Below are 20,097 nucleotides of genomic sequence, written 5' to 3'. Positions count from 1 at the left end.
CCCTCCAGCTGTACAGCTGGAGGGGCGAGGCCTTTCTTAAGTCGGCAGCTTCTGGTAGTGCCGCATAATGTAGGCTGGGAGGAAAGCGGCTAAGCTCTTGCGGAAGTCTTGGCCATAACAGCGCAGGATCCCTTGCTTTGCTCTGCGCCTGTCCTCGCTCGGATGGGGCGCCCAAGTATAGACGGCTGCAAGGATTGCCCGTATTCCTTCGAGCAAAGGGTGCGAGGAAGTCAGCACGAGGCGATAGCCTCCTCCCAGCTTCGCGGGGGATATCCCTCAGCCTCCTGACTGCTATCCCTCGCGCTCCTGACTGACGGCCCTCGGTGAGCTGACTGATACCCCTCAGCTCCCTTTACCCATGATCGTGTCCTGCGCCCAGCAGCCCTGCGCTTTTGGCTTGGCCTATCGGTTGGCTCGGGAGTGCGGGGTGGGAAGCTACTTGTCCTAGATGTATGCTCTCACTCCTCATTAGGGGGAAGATATTACCTTTGAGGTATCGAACCCTTGTAATTAGTATATAATAGCTCCCTTTAGAACAATGGTAGAAGATAAGGATACTGAACCCTCCTACAGCGATATTTATAGGCTAGATAAGGTATTCCACGGCTGGATGGATCGGAAGGAAAGCCTCAAGATGACTTCGCAGGACCTCCAAGCGCTCCTCAAGGAGCTTCCCTTCGACGAAGGGCAAGCGTGTACGGAGGCAGCCCTCGAGGAGCTGCTACGCAAAAGACGCATCCCCTCGGAGGAAGCCAAGAGCCTGATTCAAGATATTGTGCGACTTCGCTTTGAGTTCGCCGACGCTCTAGGCCAAGAAGCTGAGATGTGGAGGGAGGATGGATTTAGCTATATCGCACAGCCTATTGAGGCTGCTAAGGATGTGCTCGTCGAGGATAACTGGCTAAGCCTGACAGCCTTCTACGAAATGTACCAGGAGGAAGTGCAGGAACGAGAGAAGTTGCTCCTCTGGTCACTGATCAGGGCGGCTCAACTCCAGTTCTCCTTAGAGGAGGTCGGTGGATTCTACGAGCGTCTGATGGCCTTGAATCCAGATCGGCAGGAGTACCTCGATTATGCTGCTTTTCTTAGGAGTGCAAAGAACTACGATAAGGCCCGAATTCACTATGAAAAGGCGATAGAGGAACTCCGAGAGTTAATCGGTACGGGTAAGGAGTGGTTTCGAGAAGACTTGGCCTTCACCTTATATGATTTAGGAACTCTGCTTGTCGAGTGCGATGAAGGCCAGCAAGCTCGAGCTTGCTGCGAAGAAGCACTGCAAATCTACCGAGAGCTGGCAGAGCAGAAACCTGAAATACACAAGTCAAATGTAGCTGTAATCCTCAATTACATGGCTCTCTTAGCTGAGGAGGACAGCGAGTGCAAGCAATCCCAAGCTCTCTGGGAGGAGGCACTGCAAATCTATCGAGAGCTGACAGAGCAGAATCCCAAGGTATATAAGCCCTATGTGGCGGCTATTCTCAACCACTTAGGTCTCTTGCTCGACGATGCCAGGGAGTTCAAGCAAGCCCAGACTCGCTACGAGGAGGCACCACAGATATACCAAGAGCTGGCAGAGCAACATCCTGAGGTATATAAGCCTGAGGTGGTGACTATACTCAACAACTTAGGCTGCTTGCTCAGTGATGCGAAGGAGTTCAAGCAAACTCAAGCTCGCTACGAAGAAGGGCTACGTATATACAGAGAGCTGGCAGCAAAGAATCCAAAGGACTACTTGCCAGCTCTAGCTATGGAGCTAAACGATCTAGGTGCCGTATGCATCGAGAGCAGTGAGTTCAAGCAAGCTCAAGCTCTCCTTGAGGAGGCGCTACAAATCTGCCGAGAGCTAGCAGCAAAGCATCCAGAAGTGCACATGCCTACTCTGCCGATGCTCCTCCAGAATCTTCATGTTGTTTATAAGCACCTGGATATGCGAGCGGAAGCCAAGGCGGCCCATGAAGAGGCCTGTAGCATAGCACAAGTATACTGTAGCGATGTCCTGGCTAGTGAGCCCTAGCTAATGATGTGTCTCGTATGAGGGGTGGTAGCTGGCTTCCCTTCGTGCTGTGCTGGAGGGGAGGTATGGCCTTGGTCGTGCTGTGTTCAGGCTCGGCCGATTGGCGGATTATCCTTACCTTTATCCGCAAAATAATATCAGTCACACCAGTGTGTTATGGCGACCATACTTTACTGCTTCGACCTGCCGCTAGATAGCCTAGACGGGCTGGAGGAGACCCATCGGGTGATACGCCCCCCTCGAGGCCGCGACTTCAGCGACGAGGAGCTCCGTCAGCTCCTGCCTGAGGCCGAGGTGGTCTGTACGGTCTTTGGGCGTCCCTTCGGGGACGAACTGATGGCGCTGGCACCACGGCTTCGCCTCATCGCCAACTATGGGGTCGGCTACGATAATATAGACCTCGACGCAGCACGAGCCCGCAGCATCGCGGTGACCAATACGCCACGGGCTGTGATCGCAGCTACGGCTGAGCTCACCTTTGCGCTGCTGCTGGCTTGCTCCCGCCGCGTCGTCGAGCTTGACGGCCTCATACGCCGCACGCCTGGCGTCAAGCCCCGAATAGGCCGCGTGGATTATCTGGGCTTCGACCTTGAGGGGGAGACGCTCGGCATCCTAGGCTATGGCAATATCGGTGCTGCTGTCGCACGTCGAGCCCTAGCCTTTGGGATGAAGGTCTACTACTATAAGCGTCATCGCCTGAGTGCGGCCGAGGAAGCGGACGAGGGGATCAGCTACCTCTCGATGGACGAGCTGCTCGCCCGCTGTCGTGTGCTGAGTGTGCACACGCCCTATAGTGCCGAGACGCATCACCTCATAGATGCTCGGGCGCTGGCGAAGATGCGTCCCGATGCCGTCCTCATCAATACCTCACGCGGGGCGGTCGTCGATGAGGCTGCACTCGTCGAGGCGCTCACTCAGGGGCGTATCGCTGGGGCTGGGCTGGACGTCTTCGAGCAGCAGGACTGCGCCTCTGTGGCACTCTCGGCGCTCCCGCAGGTCGCTATGACGCCCCATACGGGGACGGCGACCACGAGTACCCGCCGGGCGATGGCTCTGGAGCAGCTCGCGGCAGTGCGTGCCTTCCTCTCGGGAAGCTCTGACCTTCCGCGGGTCCTTTAACCCTCGACTTGTCTTGACCTCTAGCCCCCTTAGATCGTGAAGCTGCTCCTTTCCCTTCTCTCGCTCCTCTGCCTATTCCTTATGAGCGCTTGCTCCCAGTCTGGCTCGGGCTTTACGCTGAGCCACCCCGACGACAGTACCACGCTGATCCGTATTCCCCAGCCCAAGCGCTACCTCTTGCTCCCCATCGAAGAGGAGCAGCCCGAGGTACTGCTGCGCCTTAGGGATGATAGCCTCAAGATGCCCTATATGGATGTGCGCCTAGCGGTGACGCGGGTGGACTACTACGTCCCCCTAGAGCTCCCAGCAGGTCGAGCTGCCGAGGTCGAGATCGTGGGCCTAAGCAAGGAGGCCCTTTGCTGGCAAAGGCTGAGCCTCAGCGACAGCCTGCCCGAGCCGCCTAGCGACACCTACCGCGCACCCGATCACTTCGCTCCGCGCTACGGCTGGATGAACGACCCCAACGGCCTCATCTACCATGAGGGCAAGTACCACCTCTACTATCAGTACAACCCCTACGGAGCCAAGTGGGGCAACATGCACTGGGGGCACGCCACGACCACGGACTTCCTCCACTGGCAGGAGCATCAGCCAGCGCTCAGGCGCGACACGCTGGGGCATATCTTCTCGGGGAGTGCTATCTGCGATACGCTCGGGGTGGCAGGCTTTGGCAAGGGAGCGCTCCTTGCCTTCTATACGGCGCATCAGTTCGTCGGGGAGAAGCAGTGGCAGGCGCAGTGCCTCGCCTACAGCACCGATGGCGGGCAGAGCTACACGAAGTACGAGGGGAATCCTATCCTCACGGCTGCTAACGGCGTGCAGGACTTCCGCGACCCCAAGGTCTTCTGGTACGCCCCACGTCACAGCTGGTATATGATTGTCTCGGCAGATAAGGAGATGCGCTTCTACCGCTCGGCCGACCTCAAGCACTGGGCCTATGTCAGTGCCTTCGGGGAGGGCTACGGGGCGCGTCCCAATCAGTTTGAGTGCCCAGACTTCTTCGAGCTACGCGACCCGAACACGGGGTGCAGCCGCTGGGTGATGATCGTCAATATCAATCCTGGGGGAGCCTTCGGGGGCAGTGCTACGGAGTACTTCGTGGGCGACTTCGACGGCGAGCGCTTCATCCCCGATAGCGCGCCCGAGGTCACACGCTGGCTGGACTTCGGCAAGGACCATTATGCCTTCGTTACCTTCTCGGGGCTGCGTGATCGGGTACTCGGCTTGCCCTGGGTGAGCAACTGGCAGTACGCCGATGTGACGCCCTTCCGCACGACGCGCGGGGCTATGGGTTTCCCACGAGAGCTCTTCCTCTTCGAGTCGGGAGGTCGCAGCTACGTCGGGGCTCGGCCTGCTCGCGAGCTGCTCGGGCGTCGCGGCCTAGCTCGGGATCTCAAGCGGGCGGACGCAACGCGCGACAGCCTCCTGCTCTCTGACCAGCTCGCCTCGCTCGGTGATCGCTACGAGCTCATCCTTCGCCTGGCGCCCCAGCCGGGTGTGCAGCGCTGCGGCCTCGTGCTAAGCAATGCCAAGGGAGATCGCCTTCCCGTCTACCTAGACCTAGAGCGGGGCCGTGTCGTCATGGACCGCACGCGTAGCGGACTGGTGGACTTCGGTCTGAAGGCTAAGTCCCACGAGCGGGAGAGCGGCGACTGGCGTAAGGACGAGACGCTGAACTACCATAATGACTTTGCCATCGCTACCTGGGCGCCACTTAGCCTCGTCTCGGGGCCGAGCTACGAGCTGCGTCTCTTCCTCGATCGCAGCATTGCGGAGCTCTTCGTCGATGATGGGCGCATCGCTATGACCAATCTTGTCTTCCCGCGTGCTCCCTACAGTACGCTCCAGCTCTTCAGTGAGGGAGGGGAGACGAAGCTCCTCGAGGCGACGCTTTATCCTCGTAAGTAGCACCTAAGTCTGATATACCCATCACACGCTCCGTCCGCTATGTCGCAGTCTGTCCTCCATCTCCGTGCTCCAGCCCTAGAGTGCGTGCGTATCGCCCTCATCGGTCTCGGTAGTCGCGGGCAGAAGACCCTAGAGCGCTACCGCTATATAGATGGCGTCCGCTTTACAGCTCTGGTGGATCATAGCCTGGAGCATCTAGAGGAGGCTCAGCTCATCCTCGAACGAAGCGGTCGGGAGCGGGTAGTCCTCGCTACTCAGGATAGTCAGCTGGCGCTGGCCTCGAATGAGGTCGACCTGGTGCTGATCTGCACGGACTGGTATTCGCATGCCGCGCTCGCCTGCGCAGCGATGGAGCAGGGGCGGCATGTAGCCCTAGAGGTGCCCGCAGCCCTCACGCTGGCGGACTGCTGGCGGCTTGTCCATACGGCAGAGCGTACGCAGCGTCATTGCTTCCTTCTAGAGAACTGCTGCTACGACCCCTTCCATCTGGAGATGCTCGCCCGAGTTGAGGCGGGCGACTTCGGTGAACTGAAGCACGCCGAGGGCGCCTATATCCACAACCTCCAGGGGCAAGATCCTACCGAGCTGCCCCGAGATCATCAGCTGTACCACTGGATGGGGGAGCGCTATCCCTTTACGGGGGGCAACGCCTATCCCACGCATGGCCTCGGGCCTATGGCGCAGCTCCTCGGTATCTATAGAGGGGATCGCTTCACGAGCCTCTATGCTTGTGCCTCGACTCCAGGACTTCCCTTGACGCAGCGCCACAGCTCCATCCTGCTGCAGACGGAGCGAGGTCGCACGGCGCTCTTGCAGCTAGACCTGCACAGCCCGCGTCCCTATTCGCGCCTGCAGTCCCTTGTCGGTACGGAGGGCTATATGTCCAAGTATCCTCTGCCTATCCTGCAGCAGCGAGCCTGGGCGCAGGCCTTGATGGGGGAGGCGCTCCTTGAGGAGCTGCGAACTCGGCCGCGCTCGCCCTTGACTTCGTTTGTGGCCGAAGGGGATGCTAAGGGCGTACCCAACGTGATGAACTATACGATGGATGCTCGGCTCATTCATTGCCTGCGCGAGGGACTCCCCCTAGATATTAGTGTATACGATGCTGCGCTTTGGAGTGCGGTCATCGAGCTTAGCGCCCACTCCGAGCAGGAGCAGCGCCCGCTTTCTCTGCCCTCTTTCCTTTAGCTTCCCCTTCTTGCGCCCTCTATGCTCTAGCAGAGAAGAGCTGCGCGGTGGTATTCCTTGTCGCTTCGGCCCATGTAAAGGGGGGCGAAGCGCCTCGTTATGTCCGTATTCTATTTATGAATATCTTTGCTCTGCCTTACCCTTATCAGTCGGCGGGCTGAGGGATATCGGTTACGGCGCTGAGAGCCGTCAGTCAGCAAGCTCATGGATATCAGTCAGCGTGATCTCGCTTTGCTCGTGCTATTTGGCGGGCTTAGGATGCCGCTGTTTATTGCCTCTAGGGCTTGGCTTTTTGCCTAATCTGAGCCTGCGTCGCCTCAAGGAGGTTGAATGCGTTACTATTGAAGCATGTTCCTGCTTGGCCCTTGCTGGTCTAGTGTAAATGCTTAGTATTTGATTACTTGTGCTTAACTTTGGGGCGAGGCTAGAGGATATGAGTGGACGCTGGGATGAGCAAAGTGTCAACGGATTTGCTCGCCGGATATGGTCGAATGTGAAGAAAAATGCTATCTTTGCCGAAAATAAAGAGTCAAGATAATCAGCTTATAAGAATACAGTATTATGAATCTCAAGTCTTCGCTGCTTGTATTAGTGGGTCTCGTAGGCCTCTCTGCTAATGCTCAGACGCAGCACACGTCGACGGATGCACCTGCACACAAGGTAGCATTCACTCACAAGCCTGGGACTAACTACTTCGTCTCTCTCGCAGGGGGCGCAGCAGCTATGTTCACGAGGCAGAATGCACCTGTGCCCTACAAGGATCGTCTTTCCTTCGCAGCTGCTCTTTCGCTAGGTAAGTGGCATACGCCTTACTATGCCAACCGTCTGAAGCTGGTTGGGGGTGAGACCTACACCTTCCATACCTCGCCAGGTAACTATCGTAATGATAACTACTATGTAGGTGGTCACTACGACTTCATGTTCGACGTCGTTAACTACTTCTCCAGCTACCGTGAGGATCGTCTCTTCCACCTGATCCCTTACGTTGGTCTTGGGTATGAGTACAAGTTCCACAACAGCGTCAAGGGTATGCCTAACGTACATGCGCTGACTGGGAACGCTGGTATCCAGCTCGCTTTCCACGTGGCTAAGCGTGTAGATATCTTCCTCGAAGGTGAAGCTACCTACAACAACCTCGCGCTTCGCTCCAACTATCCCGCTGATCAGCTCTACAACTCGCGTCGTCTGACGGCTCTGGCTGGTCTTACCTTCCACGTCGGTCGTCAGGGCTTCACCCCTGTTGAGCCACTGGATCAGAACTATATCGACGGTCTTCAGGGGCAGATCTCCAAGCTCCGTGCTGAGAATGCAGAGCTGGCTAAGCGTCCTGAAAGCTGCCCCGACCTCGAGCTGGCTCAGCCTGCAGCTCCTGCAGCTGACCGCTTCGTTGCGGATAAGTCCATCCTCTTCGAGCAGGGTAAGGCTGTTGTCTCCAAGGATCAGCTGATCACGGTCTTCGATGCCTCTGAGTTCGCTAAGAACGACGGTGAGATCGTCGTGACGGGCTATGTAGCTAAGAACGAAAGCCGCTTCAAGGGTCTCGCTGAAAAGCGTGCTCGTGCCGTCGCTCAGCTGCTGACCGACAAGTACGGTGTATCCTCTGATAAGATCACGGTTGAGTGGAAGGAAGCTGGTGAAGCACCTTACAGCGCAGCAGAGCTCGGCTGGAATCGTGTCGTCGTCATCCGCTCTAAGTAACTCACAGTAACACGACACAAAGAATAGCAATGAATACGAAAGTTATTACGCTTGCACTAGCAAGCCTCGTGGCTGCTGGTAGCCTTCAGGCTCAGGAAGTACAGAGCCGTAGCTCGCGCACGGTTTTCGCTAAGGATAAGGCCACGGCTCACTGGTTCATCGAAGTAGGGGATGCTGCTGTCATCAACCTCGCAGGTGAGAACAAGCACGCTTCCTTCTCCGATCGCATCAGCCTCGTGAACCCCAATATCGCAGTAGGTCGCTGGATGACGCCTTCCTTCGGGATGCGTGTGCAGCTCCAGGGCGGTCAGCTCTATGACTTCTCCAAGCCTTACGGTCCTTTCGGTCGCGTAGCTGCAACTCATAACGGCTACCTCCGTCACAAGGCTACCTACGGCTGGGCTCATGCTGACTTCATGCTGGATGTTGTCAACTACTTCACGCCTTACCGTGAGAACCGTGTCTTCCACCTGATCCCCTTCGTAGGGATTGGTTTCGGCTACAACACGACGATCACAGCTCGTGGTGTAGAGTATAAGAACAATACCTTCCGTCCCGTCCTCCTCGGTGGTGCTCAGCTGAAGTTCCGTCTCAGCCGCGTCGTAGACTTCAATATCGAAGGTCAGGTATCGGGTGCTAACTTCCGTCTCCCAGGGGCTCAGGCGGTGCCTAACAACCACTCTGACTACTACGCTCAGGCTGGTGCTTCGCTCACCTTCCACCTGGGTAAGAAGGAGTTCGATCCGATTACGCCTAACGACCCTGCTCTGATCAGCGACCTCAATGGTCAGATCAACAAGCTGCGTGCAGAGAACGCCGAGCTGGCTAAGCGCCCTGAAAGCTGCCCAGACATCGTGCCTGCTCCCGCTGCAGCTGCTAAGGTCGTCGGTAACGTGATCTACTTCCGCCTCAACAGCGCCGTCGTAGACCGCAACCAGATGGTCAACGTCTACAATATCGCTGAGTACGCTAAGAACAACACGGAGACCATCACGCTCGTAGGCTTCGCTGACCGCAAGACCGGTACGCCTGACTACAACTACAAGCTCTCCAAGCGTCGTGCTGAAGCTGTCGCTGATATCCTCGTCAAGAAGTATGGCATCTCTCGCGATCGCCTGAAGATTGACTGGAAGGGTGACACGGTACAGCCTTACGCTGAGAACGTATGGAACCGCGTCGTGCTGATGAGCGCTGAATAAGTAGCATCGCACCGAAAGGTCAAGAATAAGATCGGGGACATCCAGTTATCTGGGTGTCCCCGATCTGCGTTTAGTAGCCAAGCTTGGAGCGGCTGTGTAATGCTCGCCTTAGTGCTCGTCTCGACAGTAGGCTGCGTTAAGCGATGATACCCTAGGTGGAGCCTAAGGTCAAGGGAGAGCTTCCCTGAGGGATATCAGTCCGCGCTCTGAGGGGCGTCGGTCGCGGGTGTGAGGCTTATCAGTCAGCTGGCTGAGGGATATCCCTCACGAGCCTAGCTAGAGGCGGTCGTCTTGCTTCGGCCAGTTGTTTCTCGCGCTGGAAGGGAGGGGCGGAGGTATGCCGTCTTGCTCACTGGCATGCTTATTCTAGGAAGAGGCTAACTGATCCTGTCGCTATGCTCGATCTAATGGATAGGGTAGCGCTAAGGGCAAGGTCTTGTGGCGCTGTGTCTTTATGGGAATTCGCCGTATCTTTGTGTAGTACGCTAGTAAGAAGAACGAAAAGAGCTATTAGGAATGATCACAGCCGAGCGCTATCATGACATCTGTATGGGGCATCGTGTCGTAGGGCATGAGTCCAAGTGTAAGCACCTGCATGGGCATAACTATCGCATACACTTCGTCTGCGCATCCTCCGAGCTGGACAGCCTAGGGCGTGTCATCGACTTCTCCGAGATCAATAGCCGGCTCTGTCAGTGGCTAGAGCAGTACTGGGATCACCGTACGCTCCTCTGGGCTGAGGATCCACTGCTGCCCGAGCTGCAGCGCCTCGTCCCTGAGGATATATGCGTCGTCCCCTTCAATCCCACTGCCGAGCAGATCGCCGAGTACCTCGTGCGCGTCGTCGGCCCGCAGCAACTCGCGGGGACGGGGATCGAGCTCGTGAGCTGCCGTGTCGATGAGACGCGCAAGTGCTCCGCGACCTATGTACAGCCCCCTTCCGCCCCCACACGCTAGCCTAGTTCCTCCTCCCTTTGACCTAGATCAAACTACATACACACCACACTAGAGCTATTACCCGATGAATATTCGATCGCTAGTACCGCTTCTCTCCATGGCTGTGCTTATCGCCTCCACTCCGCTGCACGCACAGGCGCAGCGCAAGGTCCCCACACTCGCTGAGCTTACCTCTGGTAGCCCCAACCAGCTGCGTCCCGAGACTATTCATGCGCTTCAGTGGTTCGGCAAGGACTATATCTACATTGACTCCGAGGGGCTCATGCATGCCGAAGCAGGGGGGACTAAGGCGCCTGAGCTCTTGATGAGCCAGAGCGAACTCCTTAGCCTACTTGGCGAGGATGCTAAGGCGCACCCCGCTAAGTACTTCCTGCCCTTCCAGTTGGTCGGTAAGGATAAGGGGCTGCTTCAGCTGACCTACGCTAAGAAGCACTACGTCCTAGACCTAAAGCGTCGTCAGCTCGTCTCGACCTTTGATCAGGATACTAAAGAGGAGCAGGCTTTCCTCCTCGATCCAACGGCCAAGCGTGCAGCGGTCGTCAAGGGTAATAACGTCTACCTCGCCGAGGACGGACAGCTCAAGCAGCTCACCACCGACGGCAGTGCTACCATCGTCTACGGACAGACGGTACATCAGAATGAGTTCGGGATTAGTGGCGGACTCTTTTGGAGTCCCGACGGCGAGTACCTCGCCTTCTACCGTATGGATCAGCAGATGGTCGCGCCCTATCCGCTCGTCCATATCAATACGCGTAAGGCGACCCGTCAGGACCTCTATTATCCTATGGCTGGTATGCCAAGCCACGAAGTGACCCTAGGCGTCTACGAGCTCAAGACGGGTAAGCTGAGCTACATGAAGACGGGGATGCCACGAGATAAGTACCTCACCAACATCTCTTGGGCGCCCGATAGCAAGGAGATCTACATTGCGGAGCTCAACCGTGAGCAGACGCGCATGGAGCTCAAGGCCTATTCGCCTAGCTCGGGCGAGGCGCTGCGTACCCTCTTCGTCGAGGAGAATGCCAAGTACATAGAGCCTCAGTATCCCATGCGCTTTGTCCCTGGGCGTCCTAAGGAGTTCATCTGGCAGAGCCGACGTGATGGCTATATGCACCTCTACCGCTATACGACGGAGGGTAAGCTCCTCGGGCAGATCACACAGGGCCCATGGGAGGTCGTGGACTTCCTCGGCTTTGCCGACGAGGGGCAGACCCTTGTCTATAGCTCGACGCAGCAGAGTCCGACGAACCGCAATGTCTATCGCATCGGCCTCGACGGCCAGCGGCAGACGCTCCTGACCATAGAGCTCGGCTGGCATCAGGCGCAGCTCTCGCCCGATGGCGACTACCTCATCGATACCTTCGAGTCACTCAAGGATATGCGCCAGTGGCGTATTGTCTCGGTGAAGACGGGTAAGGTGGTCAAGCAGCTCAAGACCTCGGTGGATCCCGAGGCCGACTACCAGATGCCCGAGATCACCATGGGGATGATCACGGCAGCTGACGGCAAGACGCCCCTGTACTACAAGCTCATCAAGCCTCTCGGCTTCAACCCGAAGAAGAAGTATCCCACCATCGTCTACGTATATAATGGACCGCACGCGCAGCTGGTGCAGAACCGCTGGCATGCGGGCAGCGCAGGCTGGGACCTCTACATGGCGACGCTCGGCTACGTGGTCTTCACTGTGGATGGCCGCGGCTCAGCAGCTCGTGGCGCAGACTTCGAGCAGGTCATACATCGCCAGCTCGGCTTCAACGAGATGGCCGACCAGATGAAGGGGGTGGAGTTCCTCAAGAGCCAGCCCTGGGTGGATGCTGACCGCCTCGGTGTCTACGGCTGGAGCTATGGGGGCTTCATGACGACGAACCTCATGCTGACGCACCCCGAGACCTTCAAGGTCGGTGTCGCTGGCGGAGCCGTCATCGACTGGAGCCGCTACGAGGTGATGTATGGCGAGCGCTATATGGATAGCCCGCAGGAGAACCCCGAGGGCTACAAGGCAGCCAACCTCGCCCTGCGTGCTGGCACCCTCAAGGGACGCCTCTTGCTGATCCATGGTACCATCGACCCCGTCGTGGTATGGCAGCACACGCAGCTCTTCGTCGAGGCCTGTGTCAAGGCAGGTACCTACCCTGACTACATGATCTACCCCGAGCATGAGCACAACGTGCGTGGGCGGGATCGTGTGCACCTCAATGAGACCATCACCCGCTATTTCCGTGATCATCTATAGCCCCGCTTCCCGTAGACCTAGCTACATCATATGAATATACTTCTATTAGGATCTGGTGGTCGTGAGCATGCCCTCGCCTGGCGTATCGCTCGCAGCCCACGCCTCACTGAGCTCTTTATCGCACCGGGCAACCCTGGGATGGCCAACTATGGCCGCTGCTTCCCGGAGGTCAGCGTCCAGGACTTCGAAGCCATCGCCGCCCTGGTGCGTCAGTACAAGATCGACCTCGTAGTGGTCGGCCCCGAGGTGCCACTCGTCGGGGGCATCGTGGACTTCCTACACCGACAGCCGCAGCTGGAGCAGCTGCTCATCGTGGGGCCTGACGCTGCAGGGGCGCGTCTCGAGGGAAGCAAGGAGTTCAGTAAGGCCTTCATGGAGCGCCACGGGATCCCTACGGCAGCCTACCGCAGCTTCGATAGCGGGAGCTATGCCGCAGCGATAGACTACCTCCGCTCGCTCCAGCCTCCCTACGTACTCAAGGCCAACGGCCTAGCGGCAGGTAAGGGCGTCATCATCAGCTCCAGCCTCGAGGAGGCACAGCGTGAGCTGCAGATGCTCCTCTCGGGACGCTTCGGCGAGGCCAGCTCGCGCGTGGTGATCGAGGAGTATCTGACGGGGATCGAATGCTCGGTCTTCGTCGCGACGGACGGTAAGGACTGGCGTCTGCTCCCCGTAGCCAAGGACTATAAGCGTATTGGGGAGGGCGATACCGGGCCCAATACGGGCGGTATGGGCTCTGTCTCCCCCGTGGCCTTTGCCGATGCTGCCTTCATGCAGCGCGTCGAGGAGCGGGTCATCCGTCCCACGATAGCAGGCCTGCAGGCCGAGGGCATTGATTACCGCGGCTTCATCTTCATCGGTCTGATGAATGTCGGTGGAGAGCCCTACGTCATCGAGTACAACTGCCGCATGGGCGATCCCGAGACGGAGTCCGTGATGCTACGCATTGATTCGGACTTCGTCGACCTGCTGGAGCGTATGGCACGCGGGGAGCTCGGGGACTACCGCCTCGAGGAGTCTGCAAAGTATGCTGCTACGGTCGTCATGGTGGCTCCAGGCTACCCCGAGGCCTATCCTAAGGGTATGCGTATCAGCTATCCACACGAGCCGACCTTCGACTCCGCCCTCTTCCATGCAGGTACCTCGCGCGATAGCTCGGGCCATCTGGTGAGCTCGGGTGGACGCGTGCTGACGGCTAGCTGCCTCGGGTCGACGCTCGAGGAGGCACTCGCCGCCTGCTACCGCCTCGCCGATCAGGTCAACTACGAGGGCAAGACCCTACGCCGCGATATAGGTCAGGACCTACTAGCCCTACAGTAGCCCTATGCTTCGTGCCGAAGTCTATGAGTGCAGCTCTTCCGAGGAGGGGCGCTCATAGACTTCGGCCTATTACTACTCTCCCGATGATCCTATGATGAAGACCTCAGCGCGGATGCTAGCGCTCGGCTGGAGCGAAGTCCTGCTCTATGGCGGGCTCTTCCTCTTGCTTTACTTAGGGCTGCCCTATGCACAGCCTGTAGTAGACACGGCTTCGGTGCCGCTGCCCCAGCTCGGGGAGGGGAGTGTGCGCCTCGTGCTGCTCTTGCCGATCTTGGTGGCCTGCGTGCTGCTGTGGATCTTGGGGGAGAGCTTCCTGCTGCTGAGCAAGGTCGAGCGACGTCTGGCGTGTCTGCTTCTCTGGGCTTGGGCGCTGGCCTTCCCTGGTCTTAGCCTCACGGCGGCGCTGGTGCTCGACCTCTACCTCCTGCTACGCTACCTCAGCTTCGACGCCTATCAGGATCCTCAGCGCACGCAGAATACCTTCTACAGCGGTTGCCTCCTCGGTGGGCTCACGCTGCTGCGGCTGGACTATGCGAGCCTGCTCCTGGTACTCCTGCTTTCCTTCTACACGCTGCGCTCCTTCTCGCTGCGTGGGCTTCTGGCGATGCTCTTTGGCTACCTCCTCACGCCCTGGCTGGTGGGGGCGCTGCTCCTCGTTCTGAGCCCTGAGGAGCTCACGGCTTGGCTAGGCTACATCGAGCGCCAAGTGCAGAGCTTCCTGCCCCTAGGGATGGTGCAGCTGCTGCCTAGCCAGATCCCTTATCTTGCGCTGCTGGGACTGCTCCTACTCCTAGCCTGGGGCGGCTACCGAGGGCGCTACTATCGGGAGAGTGTACGGCATCGCGATATGATCCTCTCGCTGCAGCATGACGGCTGGATCTTCATCCTGCTCTCCCTCGCCTTCCCTCGCAGCCTGCCTGTGCTGCTCCCCCTGGCCCTGGTGCCTCTGGCTATGACCTTGGCACGGGGTCTGGGCTCGTGCTCGCGACGCACAGCACGTATCCTGCGCGTACTTATCTTGCTGAGCGTCCTGGGGGTAATGCTGCTGCAGCGCCTAGGCTGGGAGCGTATTACCTCCCTCCTGTCTCTCTAATAACTTGTATCAAGGATGAATCACAATCCCAATAACGTGCGCATCGGTGATGAGGTGCGCTTCCTCAATGCCGTGGGTGGAGGGCGCGTAGCGCGTATCACCTTCGATACCGCTTGGGTCGAGGACGAAGATGGCTTCGAGATCCCGACGCCGCTCAAGGAGTGCGTCGTCGTCACCGGGGAAGACAGCTTCGTCCCCGCTCCGCGTCCACCGAAGCTCATCCAGGGCAAACTCCAGCCGAAGAAGGCCGCCGAGCGCCCCGCAGCTAGCCCCGAGCGTCCTGAGCGCACAGGCTACAGCCAGCCGCAGCGCCTGGGGGATACGACCAAGCGCACCATCTCGCCCGAGCTCAATGTATATCTGGCCTTCCTCCCCCTCGAACGCACCGCTCTGGGGCGTACCAGCTATGAGGCCTATCTGGTCAACGAGAGCGACTACACGCTCTTCTTCACCTACCTCAGTGCCGAGGGCGCGGACTATAGCCTGCGTAGCTCGGGCATGATTGCCGCTGGTGGGGACTACTTCCTCGAGGAGCTAGCCCCATCGGATCTCAACGAGCTGGAGCAGCTGGCCTTCCAGTTCACGCCCTTTGCCGAGCGCGGGCGCTTCCCGCTGCAGGCGCCGCTCCTGGTACGCCATAGGCTGGATGCGACGCGCTTCTTCAAGCTGCATAGCTTCAAGGAGAATAAGTTCTTCGAGGACGACGCGCTCGTTATCCCCCTCGTTTCGGGGGCTAGGCCCGAGGTGCAGCCCGAGCTCGCACCCCGGCAGCTGGAGGAGGCCCTGCGTACGGCCTTCCCGCAGCAGGGACGTGCCCAGCGGAAGGCTAAGCCTGCCGCCGCGGCGCCTGCACCCGACGAGCCCATCGTCATCGACCTACACGCCAGCGAACTGCTGGAGACCACTGCCGGGATGTCCAGTGCCGATATCCACGAGTACCAGATCGCCTACTTCGACCGCGTGATGCAGCAGCACCTGGCGCACAAGGGGCGTCGGCTGATCTTCATCCACGGCAAGGGGGACGGCGTGCTGCGCCGCTCCATCGAGTCGGCCCTGCGTTTGCGCTACCGCGGCTGCCGCCATCAGGATGCTTCCTTCCGTGAGTACGGCTATGGGGCGACCCAGGTCACTATAGGCTAAGAACGATTATGCTAGAGATCGAGCACAAATACCTGCTGCGCTCGGACGCCTTCCTCCGTGAGGCTACCGAAGCGATCAAGATAGACCAGGGCTACCTCTCCCCCGGCAAGCCCACCGTACGTGTACGTCGCTGGGGCGATCGTGGCTTCCTCACCATCAAAGGGCCTACCGATCCTCGCGGTCTGCAGCGTGCCGAGTACGAGTACGAGATCCCGCTGGCGGAGGCGCTGGAGCTCCTGGAGCTCTGCGGCCGCCGTCGCCTGACCAAGACCCGCTACATCGTCCCCTACAAGGGGAAGAACTGGGAGGTCGATGTCTTCTCGGGACGCCATGAGGGACTGATGATCGCCGAGCTCGAGGTAGCCTCTGCCGATGAGCTCGTCGAGCTCCCCGAGTGGGTCGGGCAGGAGGTCACAGGCGACCCACGGTACTACAACAGCCGCTTAGCCGCTGAACAATAAGCACTCCCAGCGCGTTAATAGAGCGTAGCCCCATAGCTAGGGGAACGTCAGAAGTCATTATATCCATATCATCACATCACAGTTACACAGATGAAGTTCGAACTTATCCAGCTCCCCTATGCCGCTGACGCTCTGGAGCCCGCCATCAGTGCCGAGACCATTGCTTTCCACCACGGCAAGCACCTAGCAGGCTACGTCAATACGCTCAATAGCCTCATCGAGGGCACGGAGTTCGCTGACGCCTCCCTCGAGGAGATCGTCCGCAAGAGCGAAGGCCCTACCTTCAACAACGCTGGGCAGACGCTCAACCATAACCTCTACTTCACCCAGTTCGCCCCCAATGCTGGTGGTGCACCTACGGGCAAGCTCCTCGCAGCTATTGAGGCTAAGTGGGGCAGCTTCGAGGCCTTCCAGCAGGAGTTCCTCAACGCCGCCACGACGCTCTTCGGCTCGGGCTGGGTGTGGCTCTCGGCAAAGGAAGACGGTGAGCTCGTCCTGACGAAGGAAGCCAATGGCAGCAACCCCGTAGTCCATGGCCTGCGTCCCCTCTTCGGTGTCGACGTATGGGAGCACGCCTACTACCTCAGCTACCAGAACCGCCGCGCAGACCACATCAAGGACATCTGGGCGATCGTCGACTGGTCTGTCGTCGCTAGCCGCTACTAGTCCTCCCGCCGCATAAGGCAAAGGAAAAGGGCGCCCCACAGCTAAGTGTAAGCTGTGGGGCGCCCTCTTTATTGAGCTAGCGGAGGCCTCGCCTAGAGCTCCAGCTCGAGGCCGACCTGTAGCTCCTCGGGGGCAAAGCGCAGTCCCCAGCCTGAGGTGCCCAGGCCAGGCTCTTCGCCGCCGATGAAGTCCTTGCGGTAGCCCGCGAAGCCGAGACGTAGGCAGAGGCAGAGGCCCTTGGTGAGGTCAATGCAGGCGCCGGGGCGCAGACCGACCTCCCAGCCCATACGCTCCTCAGCGCGGCTGATGCCGAAGCCCCCATCAATGTAGAGGTTGAAGGGCTCGCGGTGCATGTAGTAGTAGCGACCGAAGGGGCGAAGGCTCCAGGCCTGCTCCTTCATGCTGTCGTTACGCTCGTAGTGGAAGCCTGCGACCAGACCCACGCCGAAGGTGTCGTTGAAGAGGTAGCCGACCTCGGGGGCAAAGCTGAAGCTGAGCTTCTTCCCCTCGTTTGCTGCCCAAGCCGAGAGGCTACCGCCGAGGATGACGCGTCCCTTGTGATCCCCATCCTCATGGTGGTGTGCCTGCTGAGGGAAGGGCTGCTGAGCATGTGCCTTGGGGCTGCCTAGTAGGAGGGTAGCGCCGAGGCTAAGGAGGCCGAGTGTACGGGTAACACTTGTCTTCATAGTTTAGGGTTTTGAGTTTAGAGATAATGTTTGTCTCCGCAAAGGTACACAATCTCTTGGGCTTAGCCCAGCCCCGCCTCCGTCCTGCCTCTACTCGAGACCCACGCCGACATGGGGCTAAGGAATCAGTTGTGTCGAGGGACGCAGCGAGCGTACAGGCGCATCCCAGCTCGCTGACTGATATCCCTCGTGCCGCTCACTGACGTCCCCCAGCCTCTCCACTGACATCCCTCGAGAGGCTGACTGATATCTCTCAGGATGCCTCCGCCTATGAGGTGCGCGCCCCTGCGCCTTCGCCTTCGCCCTCTTTCCTAGGATAGGGTAGCGCTTATCCTAGGCCTGCGACCCTGGGCGCCAAGGAGGTGGGGCGCCAGCGGATAGGATTATTATGGCTACCTTTGCGAGACAATCTAGTGGGCTTCACTGCGTGAGCATAGCCCTACAGACTAACTATTTAGATTGCCGATACACCTATGGACGCAAGTAACCAAAACCGCATCCCGACCCCCGAGTCCTTCACCAAGCAGCACGATAGGGCTCTCTTGCTCGTGACCTTCGGCAGCACGCTGCCGGGGCCGCACGCTACCTTTGAGCGCCTCAAGGCGAGCTTTGCCGAGCACTTCCCCGACCGAGATATCTTCCTCGCCTTCACCTCCAAGTTCTGCATCCGCAAGTGGGCCGAGCGCTCTGGTGAGCAGTACTACACCACGGACAAGTGGCTGGCGGCCATCGGTGCTGCAGGCTACCGCCAGGTGAGCATCCAGAGCCTGCACGTCATCCCTGGGCTGGAGTACTCCTTCATCGAGGATAGGTACATCCCCCAGTTCCACCGCAACTACCCCGAGATCCCCACTACGGTAGGGGTGCCCCTCCTCTGGAGCAGTCACGACATCGCTCGGGTAGGGGACTGCCTCTACAGCCTCTTCGAGGAGCGCCTAGATCGGGGCGAAGCGGTCGTCCTGATGGGCCATGGTAATCATACGGACAAGTATCCCGAGGCCAATGGGCGCTACGACCGTCTGGCTGAGTACCTGCAGACGCGCTCGCCCCGCTTCTTCGTCGGGACGGTGGACTACGGCTCGCTGCTCTTAGAGCACGTGGCCGAGCAGATCGCCGCTACCTGCCCCCCAGGCTGTGTCATCAACTTCATGGCGCTGATGAGCGTGGCGGGGGATCACGCGCAGAACGATATGGTGGGCGACTACGACCCCGAGGAGCCGCTCGAGGAGCAGAGCTGGCGCGTACGCTTCAGCCAGCTGGGCTACACCATCGAGGATAGCAATTGCCATCTCAAGGGGCTGGGGGACTTCGCCTCCATCCGTCAGATTTGGATCGATCACCTCGTAGAGGCCGAGCGCCAGCAGCACCAGCACTAGTCTTCCCTCTCAGCCTTAGCCTATGCTTAGACGTATCTATCTACTGGCGCTGGCTGCAGTCCTCGCACTGCATCCAGCCTCGGCCATGCATATTATGGAGGGCTTCCTGCCGCTGAGGTGGTGCCTCCTGTGGCTCCTCGTCTCGCTGCCCTTTGTCGTCCTCAGCTACCGCTACGTAGCGCGGCAGATCAAGGCTACGCCCCGCATGCGCAGCACCTTCGCCCTCTCGGCCGCCTTTGTCTTCATCCTCTCGGCGCTCAAGATGCCCTCTGTCGCGGGGAGCAGCTCACACCTGACGGGGACGACCTTCGGCACGCTCGCCGTCGGGCCTATGGCACTGCCGCTGGTGGGGACGATCGTTCTGCTCTTCCAAGCGCTGCTGCTGGCTCATGGCGGTATCAGTACCCTCGGGGCAAATATCTTCTCCCTCTCGATCGCGGGGCCCTTCGTCGCCTACGCCCTCTACCGCGGCCTCGGTCGTCTAGGGCTCGGGCAGCGCCTCACCATCTTCGTCGCTACCTTCTGTGGCTCGATGGCGACCTATATCGCTACCTCCTTCCAGCTCGCCCTAGCCTATCCCGATCCCGTCGGGGGCATCCTCGGGGCGGCGTGGAAGTTCCTCGGCATCTTCGCCATCACGCAGGTCCCGCTCTCCATCCTCGAGGGGGTGATGACGGTGCTGGTCATCGGCCTCCTAGCTCAGAGTGGTCAGTCGCTACTCCTAGAGCAGGTGCCCACGCAGCCTAAGGGCACGCGTGTACGCCGTCCACAGCTGATCCTCCTCGGGATCCTCGGGCTCGTCTGCCTGGCGCTGCCGATCCTGACGAACTTCTTCGATATTGGCACGGGCACGGACGACCAGGCTGGGGCGATGATCGGGCAGATCGCCCCTCACTTCCAGGAGCAGCCCTTCTGGGAGGGCTTCGACCCCGGGGAGGGAGAGGCTTACCTCTTCGCCCTGCAGGTGGCTATCGGCATCGCGCTCTTCGTCTGGGGGCTGAGGAAGTACCTACATAGTCGTAAGCAGGAGGGGGCCTAG

The 20,097-nt window shown here is 59.2% G+C and carries 16 protein-coding genes; 15 read left to right on the top strand and 1 reads right to left on the bottom strand.

The window, feature by feature from the left end; all coding sequences use genetic code 11:
* The first annotated feature begins 538 nt into the window (after positions 1–538).
* The 13 genes from Q0248_RS06090 to Q0248_RS06030 all read left to right on the top strand — a co-directional run bounded on the left by Q0248_RS06090 (position 539) and on the right by Q0248_RS06030 (position 16,996).
* Positions 539–2,014 carry a tetratricopeptide repeat protein gene (locus Q0248_RS06090; protein ID WP_299320750.1) on the top strand — a complete coding sequence of 492 codons (1,476 nt, stop codon included), beginning with the start codon at positions 539–541 and terminating at the stop codon, positions 2,012–2,014.
* A 156-nt stretch (positions 2,015–2,170) separates the two neighbouring features.
* A complete protein-coding gene (locus Q0248_RS06085; protein ID WP_299320749.1) occupies positions 2,171–3,133 on the top strand; it encodes an NAD(P)-dependent oxidoreductase in 963 nt (320 codons plus the stop codon).
* Between the two features lie 81 nt (positions 3,134–3,214).
* Positions 3,215–5,041 carry a GH32 C-terminal domain-containing protein gene (locus Q0248_RS06080; RefSeq protein WP_299320747.1) on the top strand — a complete coding sequence of 609 codons (1,827 nt, stop codon included), beginning with the start codon at positions 3,215–3,217 and terminating at the stop codon, positions 5,039–5,041.
* Positions 5,042–5,080: 39 nt separating this feature from the next.
* Positions 5,081–6,229, top strand: coding sequence for a Gfo/Idh/MocA family oxidoreductase (locus tag Q0248_RS06075; RefSeq protein ID WP_299320746.1), 1,149 nt, complete (start codon positions 5,081–5,083; stop codon positions 6,227–6,229).
* Positions 6,230–6,790: 561 nt separating this feature from the next.
* Positions 6,791–7,927, top strand: a complete 1,137-nt coding sequence (locus tag Q0248_RS06070; RefSeq protein ID WP_299320744.1) for an OmpA family protein — start codon at positions 6,791–6,793, stop codon at positions 7,925–7,927.
* Between the two features lie 29 nt (positions 7,928–7,956).
* On the top strand, positions 7,957–9,126 hold the full coding sequence (locus tag Q0248_RS06065; RefSeq protein WP_299320742.1) for an OmpA family protein: 1,170 nt from the start codon (positions 7,957–7,959) through the stop codon (positions 9,124–9,126).
* A gap of 516 nt (positions 9,127–9,642) precedes the next feature.
* Positions 9,643–10,083 carry a 6-carboxytetrahydropterin synthase gene (locus tag Q0248_RS06060; protein WP_299320740.1) on the top strand — a complete coding sequence of 147 codons (441 nt, stop codon included), beginning with the start codon at positions 9,643–9,645 and terminating at the stop codon, positions 10,081–10,083.
* A gap of 97 nt (positions 10,084–10,180) precedes the next feature.
* Positions 10,181–12,316, top strand: a complete 2,136-nt coding sequence (locus Q0248_RS06055; protein WP_299320739.1) for a DPP IV N-terminal domain-containing protein — start codon at positions 10,181–10,183, stop codon at positions 12,314–12,316.
* Positions 12,317–12,346: 30 nt separating this feature from the next.
* Positions 12,347–13,636 (top strand): phosphoribosylamine--glycine ligase, encoded by a 1,290-nt coding sequence (gene purD / locus Q0248_RS06050; RefSeq protein WP_299320737.1) that lies wholly within the window; start codon positions 12,347–12,349, stop codon positions 13,634–13,636.
* Positions 13,637–13,727: 91 nt separating this feature from the next.
* Positions 13,728–14,729, top strand: coding sequence for a hypothetical protein (locus Q0248_RS06045; protein ID WP_299320736.1), 1,002 nt, complete (start codon positions 13,728–13,730; stop codon positions 14,727–14,729).
* Between the two features lie 15 nt (positions 14,730–14,744).
* On the top strand, positions 14,745–15,869 hold the full coding sequence (locus Q0248_RS06040; RefSeq protein WP_299320734.1) for a DUF2027 domain-containing protein: 1,125 nt from the start codon (positions 14,745–14,747) through the stop codon (positions 15,867–15,869).
* 8 nt (positions 15,870–15,877) lie between these two features.
* Positions 15,878–16,330, top strand: a complete 453-nt coding sequence (locus Q0248_RS06035; protein ID WP_299320733.1) for a CYTH domain-containing protein — start codon at positions 15,878–15,880, stop codon at positions 16,328–16,330.
* 90 nt (positions 16,331–16,420) lie between these two features.
* Entirely contained in the window at positions 16,421–16,996 is a 576-nt protein-coding gene (locus tag Q0248_RS06030) for a superoxide dismutase (protein ID WP_299320731.1), read from the top strand.
* A gap of 92 nt (positions 16,997–17,088) precedes the next feature.
* Here Q0248_RS06030 and Q0248_RS06025 read toward each other — a convergent pair whose 3' ends face one another.
* On the bottom strand, positions 17,089–17,682 hold the full coding sequence (locus Q0248_RS06025) for a hypothetical protein (protein ID WP_299320730.1): 594 nt from the start codon (positions 17,680–17,682) through the stop codon (positions 17,089–17,091).
* A gap of 473 nt (positions 17,683–18,155) precedes the next feature.
* Between Q0248_RS06025 and Q0248_RS06020 the strand changes: the two genes are divergently transcribed.
* Together Q0248_RS06020 and Q0248_RS06015 are read left to right on the top strand one after the other, a co-directional pair.
* A complete protein-coding gene (locus Q0248_RS06020; RefSeq protein ID WP_299320728.1) occupies positions 18,156–19,058 on the top strand; it encodes a sirohydrochlorin cobaltochelatase in 903 nt (300 codons plus the stop codon).
* Between the two features lie 22 nt (positions 19,059–19,080).
* Positions 19,081–20,097 (top strand): energy-coupling factor ABC transporter permease, encoded by a 1,017-nt coding sequence (locus Q0248_RS06015; protein WP_299320726.1) that lies wholly within the window; start codon positions 19,081–19,083, stop codon positions 20,095–20,097.

The sequence above is a fragment of the uncultured Porphyromonas sp. genome (assembly GCF_938046015.1).
Classification (GTDB): domain Bacteria; phylum Bacteroidota; class Bacteroidia; order Bacteroidales; family Porphyromonadaceae; genus Porphyromonas.
This window is presented reverse-complemented; position numbering and strand designations above follow the sequence as displayed.

Bases quoted from the DNA above. Each gene is read 5' to 3' on its own strand.
- purD (WP_299320737.1), top strand. From the start codon at position 12,347: ATGAATATACTTCTATTAGGATCTGGTGGTCGTGAGCATGCCCTCGCC.
- Q0248_RS06055 (WP_299320739.1), top strand. From the start codon at position 10,181: ATGGCTGTGCTTATCGCCTCCACTCCGCTGCACGCACAGGCGCAGCGC.
- Q0248_RS06085 (WP_299320749.1), top strand. From the start codon at position 2,171: ATGGCGACCATACTTTACTGCTTCGACCTGCCGCTAGATAGCCTAGAC.
- Q0248_RS06015 (WP_299320726.1), top strand. From the start codon at position 19,081: ATGCTTAGACGTATCTATCTACTGGCGCTGGCTGCAGTCCTCGCACTG.
- Q0248_RS06060 (WP_299320740.1), top strand. From the start codon at position 9,643: ATGATCACAGCCGAGCGCTATCATGACATCTGTATGGGGCATCGTGTC.
- Q0248_RS06065 (WP_299320742.1), top strand. From the start codon at position 7,957: ATGAATACGAAAGTTATTACGCTTGCACTAGCAAGCCTCGTGGCTGCT.
- Q0248_RS06075 (WP_299320746.1), top strand. From the start codon at position 5,081: ATGTCGCAGTCTGTCCTCCATCTCCGTGCTCCAGCCCTAGAGTGCGTG.
- Q0248_RS06045 (WP_299320736.1), top strand. From the start codon at position 13,728: ATGATGAAGACCTCAGCGCGGATGCTAGCGCTCGGCTGGAGCGAAGTC.
- Q0248_RS06020 (WP_299320728.1), top strand. From the start codon at position 18,156: ATGGACGCAAGTAACCAAAACCGCATCCCGACCCCCGAGTCCTTCACC.
- Q0248_RS06030 (WP_299320731.1), top strand. From the start codon at position 16,421: ATGAAGTTCGAACTTATCCAGCTCCCCTATGCCGCTGACGCTCTGGAG.
- Q0248_RS06090 (WP_299320750.1), top strand. From the start codon at position 539: ATGGTAGAAGATAAGGATACTGAACCCTCCTACAGCGATATTTATAGG.
- Q0248_RS06040 (WP_299320734.1), top strand. From the start codon at position 14,745: ATGAATCACAATCCCAATAACGTGCGCATCGGTGATGAGGTGCGCTTC.
- Q0248_RS06080 (WP_299320747.1), top strand. From the start codon at position 3,215: ATGAGCGCTTGCTCCCAGTCTGGCTCGGGCTTTACGCTGAGCCACCCC.
- Q0248_RS06070 (WP_299320744.1), top strand. From the start codon at position 6,791: ATGAATCTCAAGTCTTCGCTGCTTGTATTAGTGGGTCTCGTAGGCCTC.
- Q0248_RS06025 (WP_299320730.1), bottom strand. From the start codon at position 17,682: ATGAAGACAAGTGTTACCCGTACACTCGGCCTCCTTAGCCTCGGCGCT.
- Q0248_RS06035 (WP_299320733.1), top strand. From the start codon at position 15,878: ATGCTAGAGATCGAGCACAAATACCTGCTGCGCTCGGACGCCTTCCTC.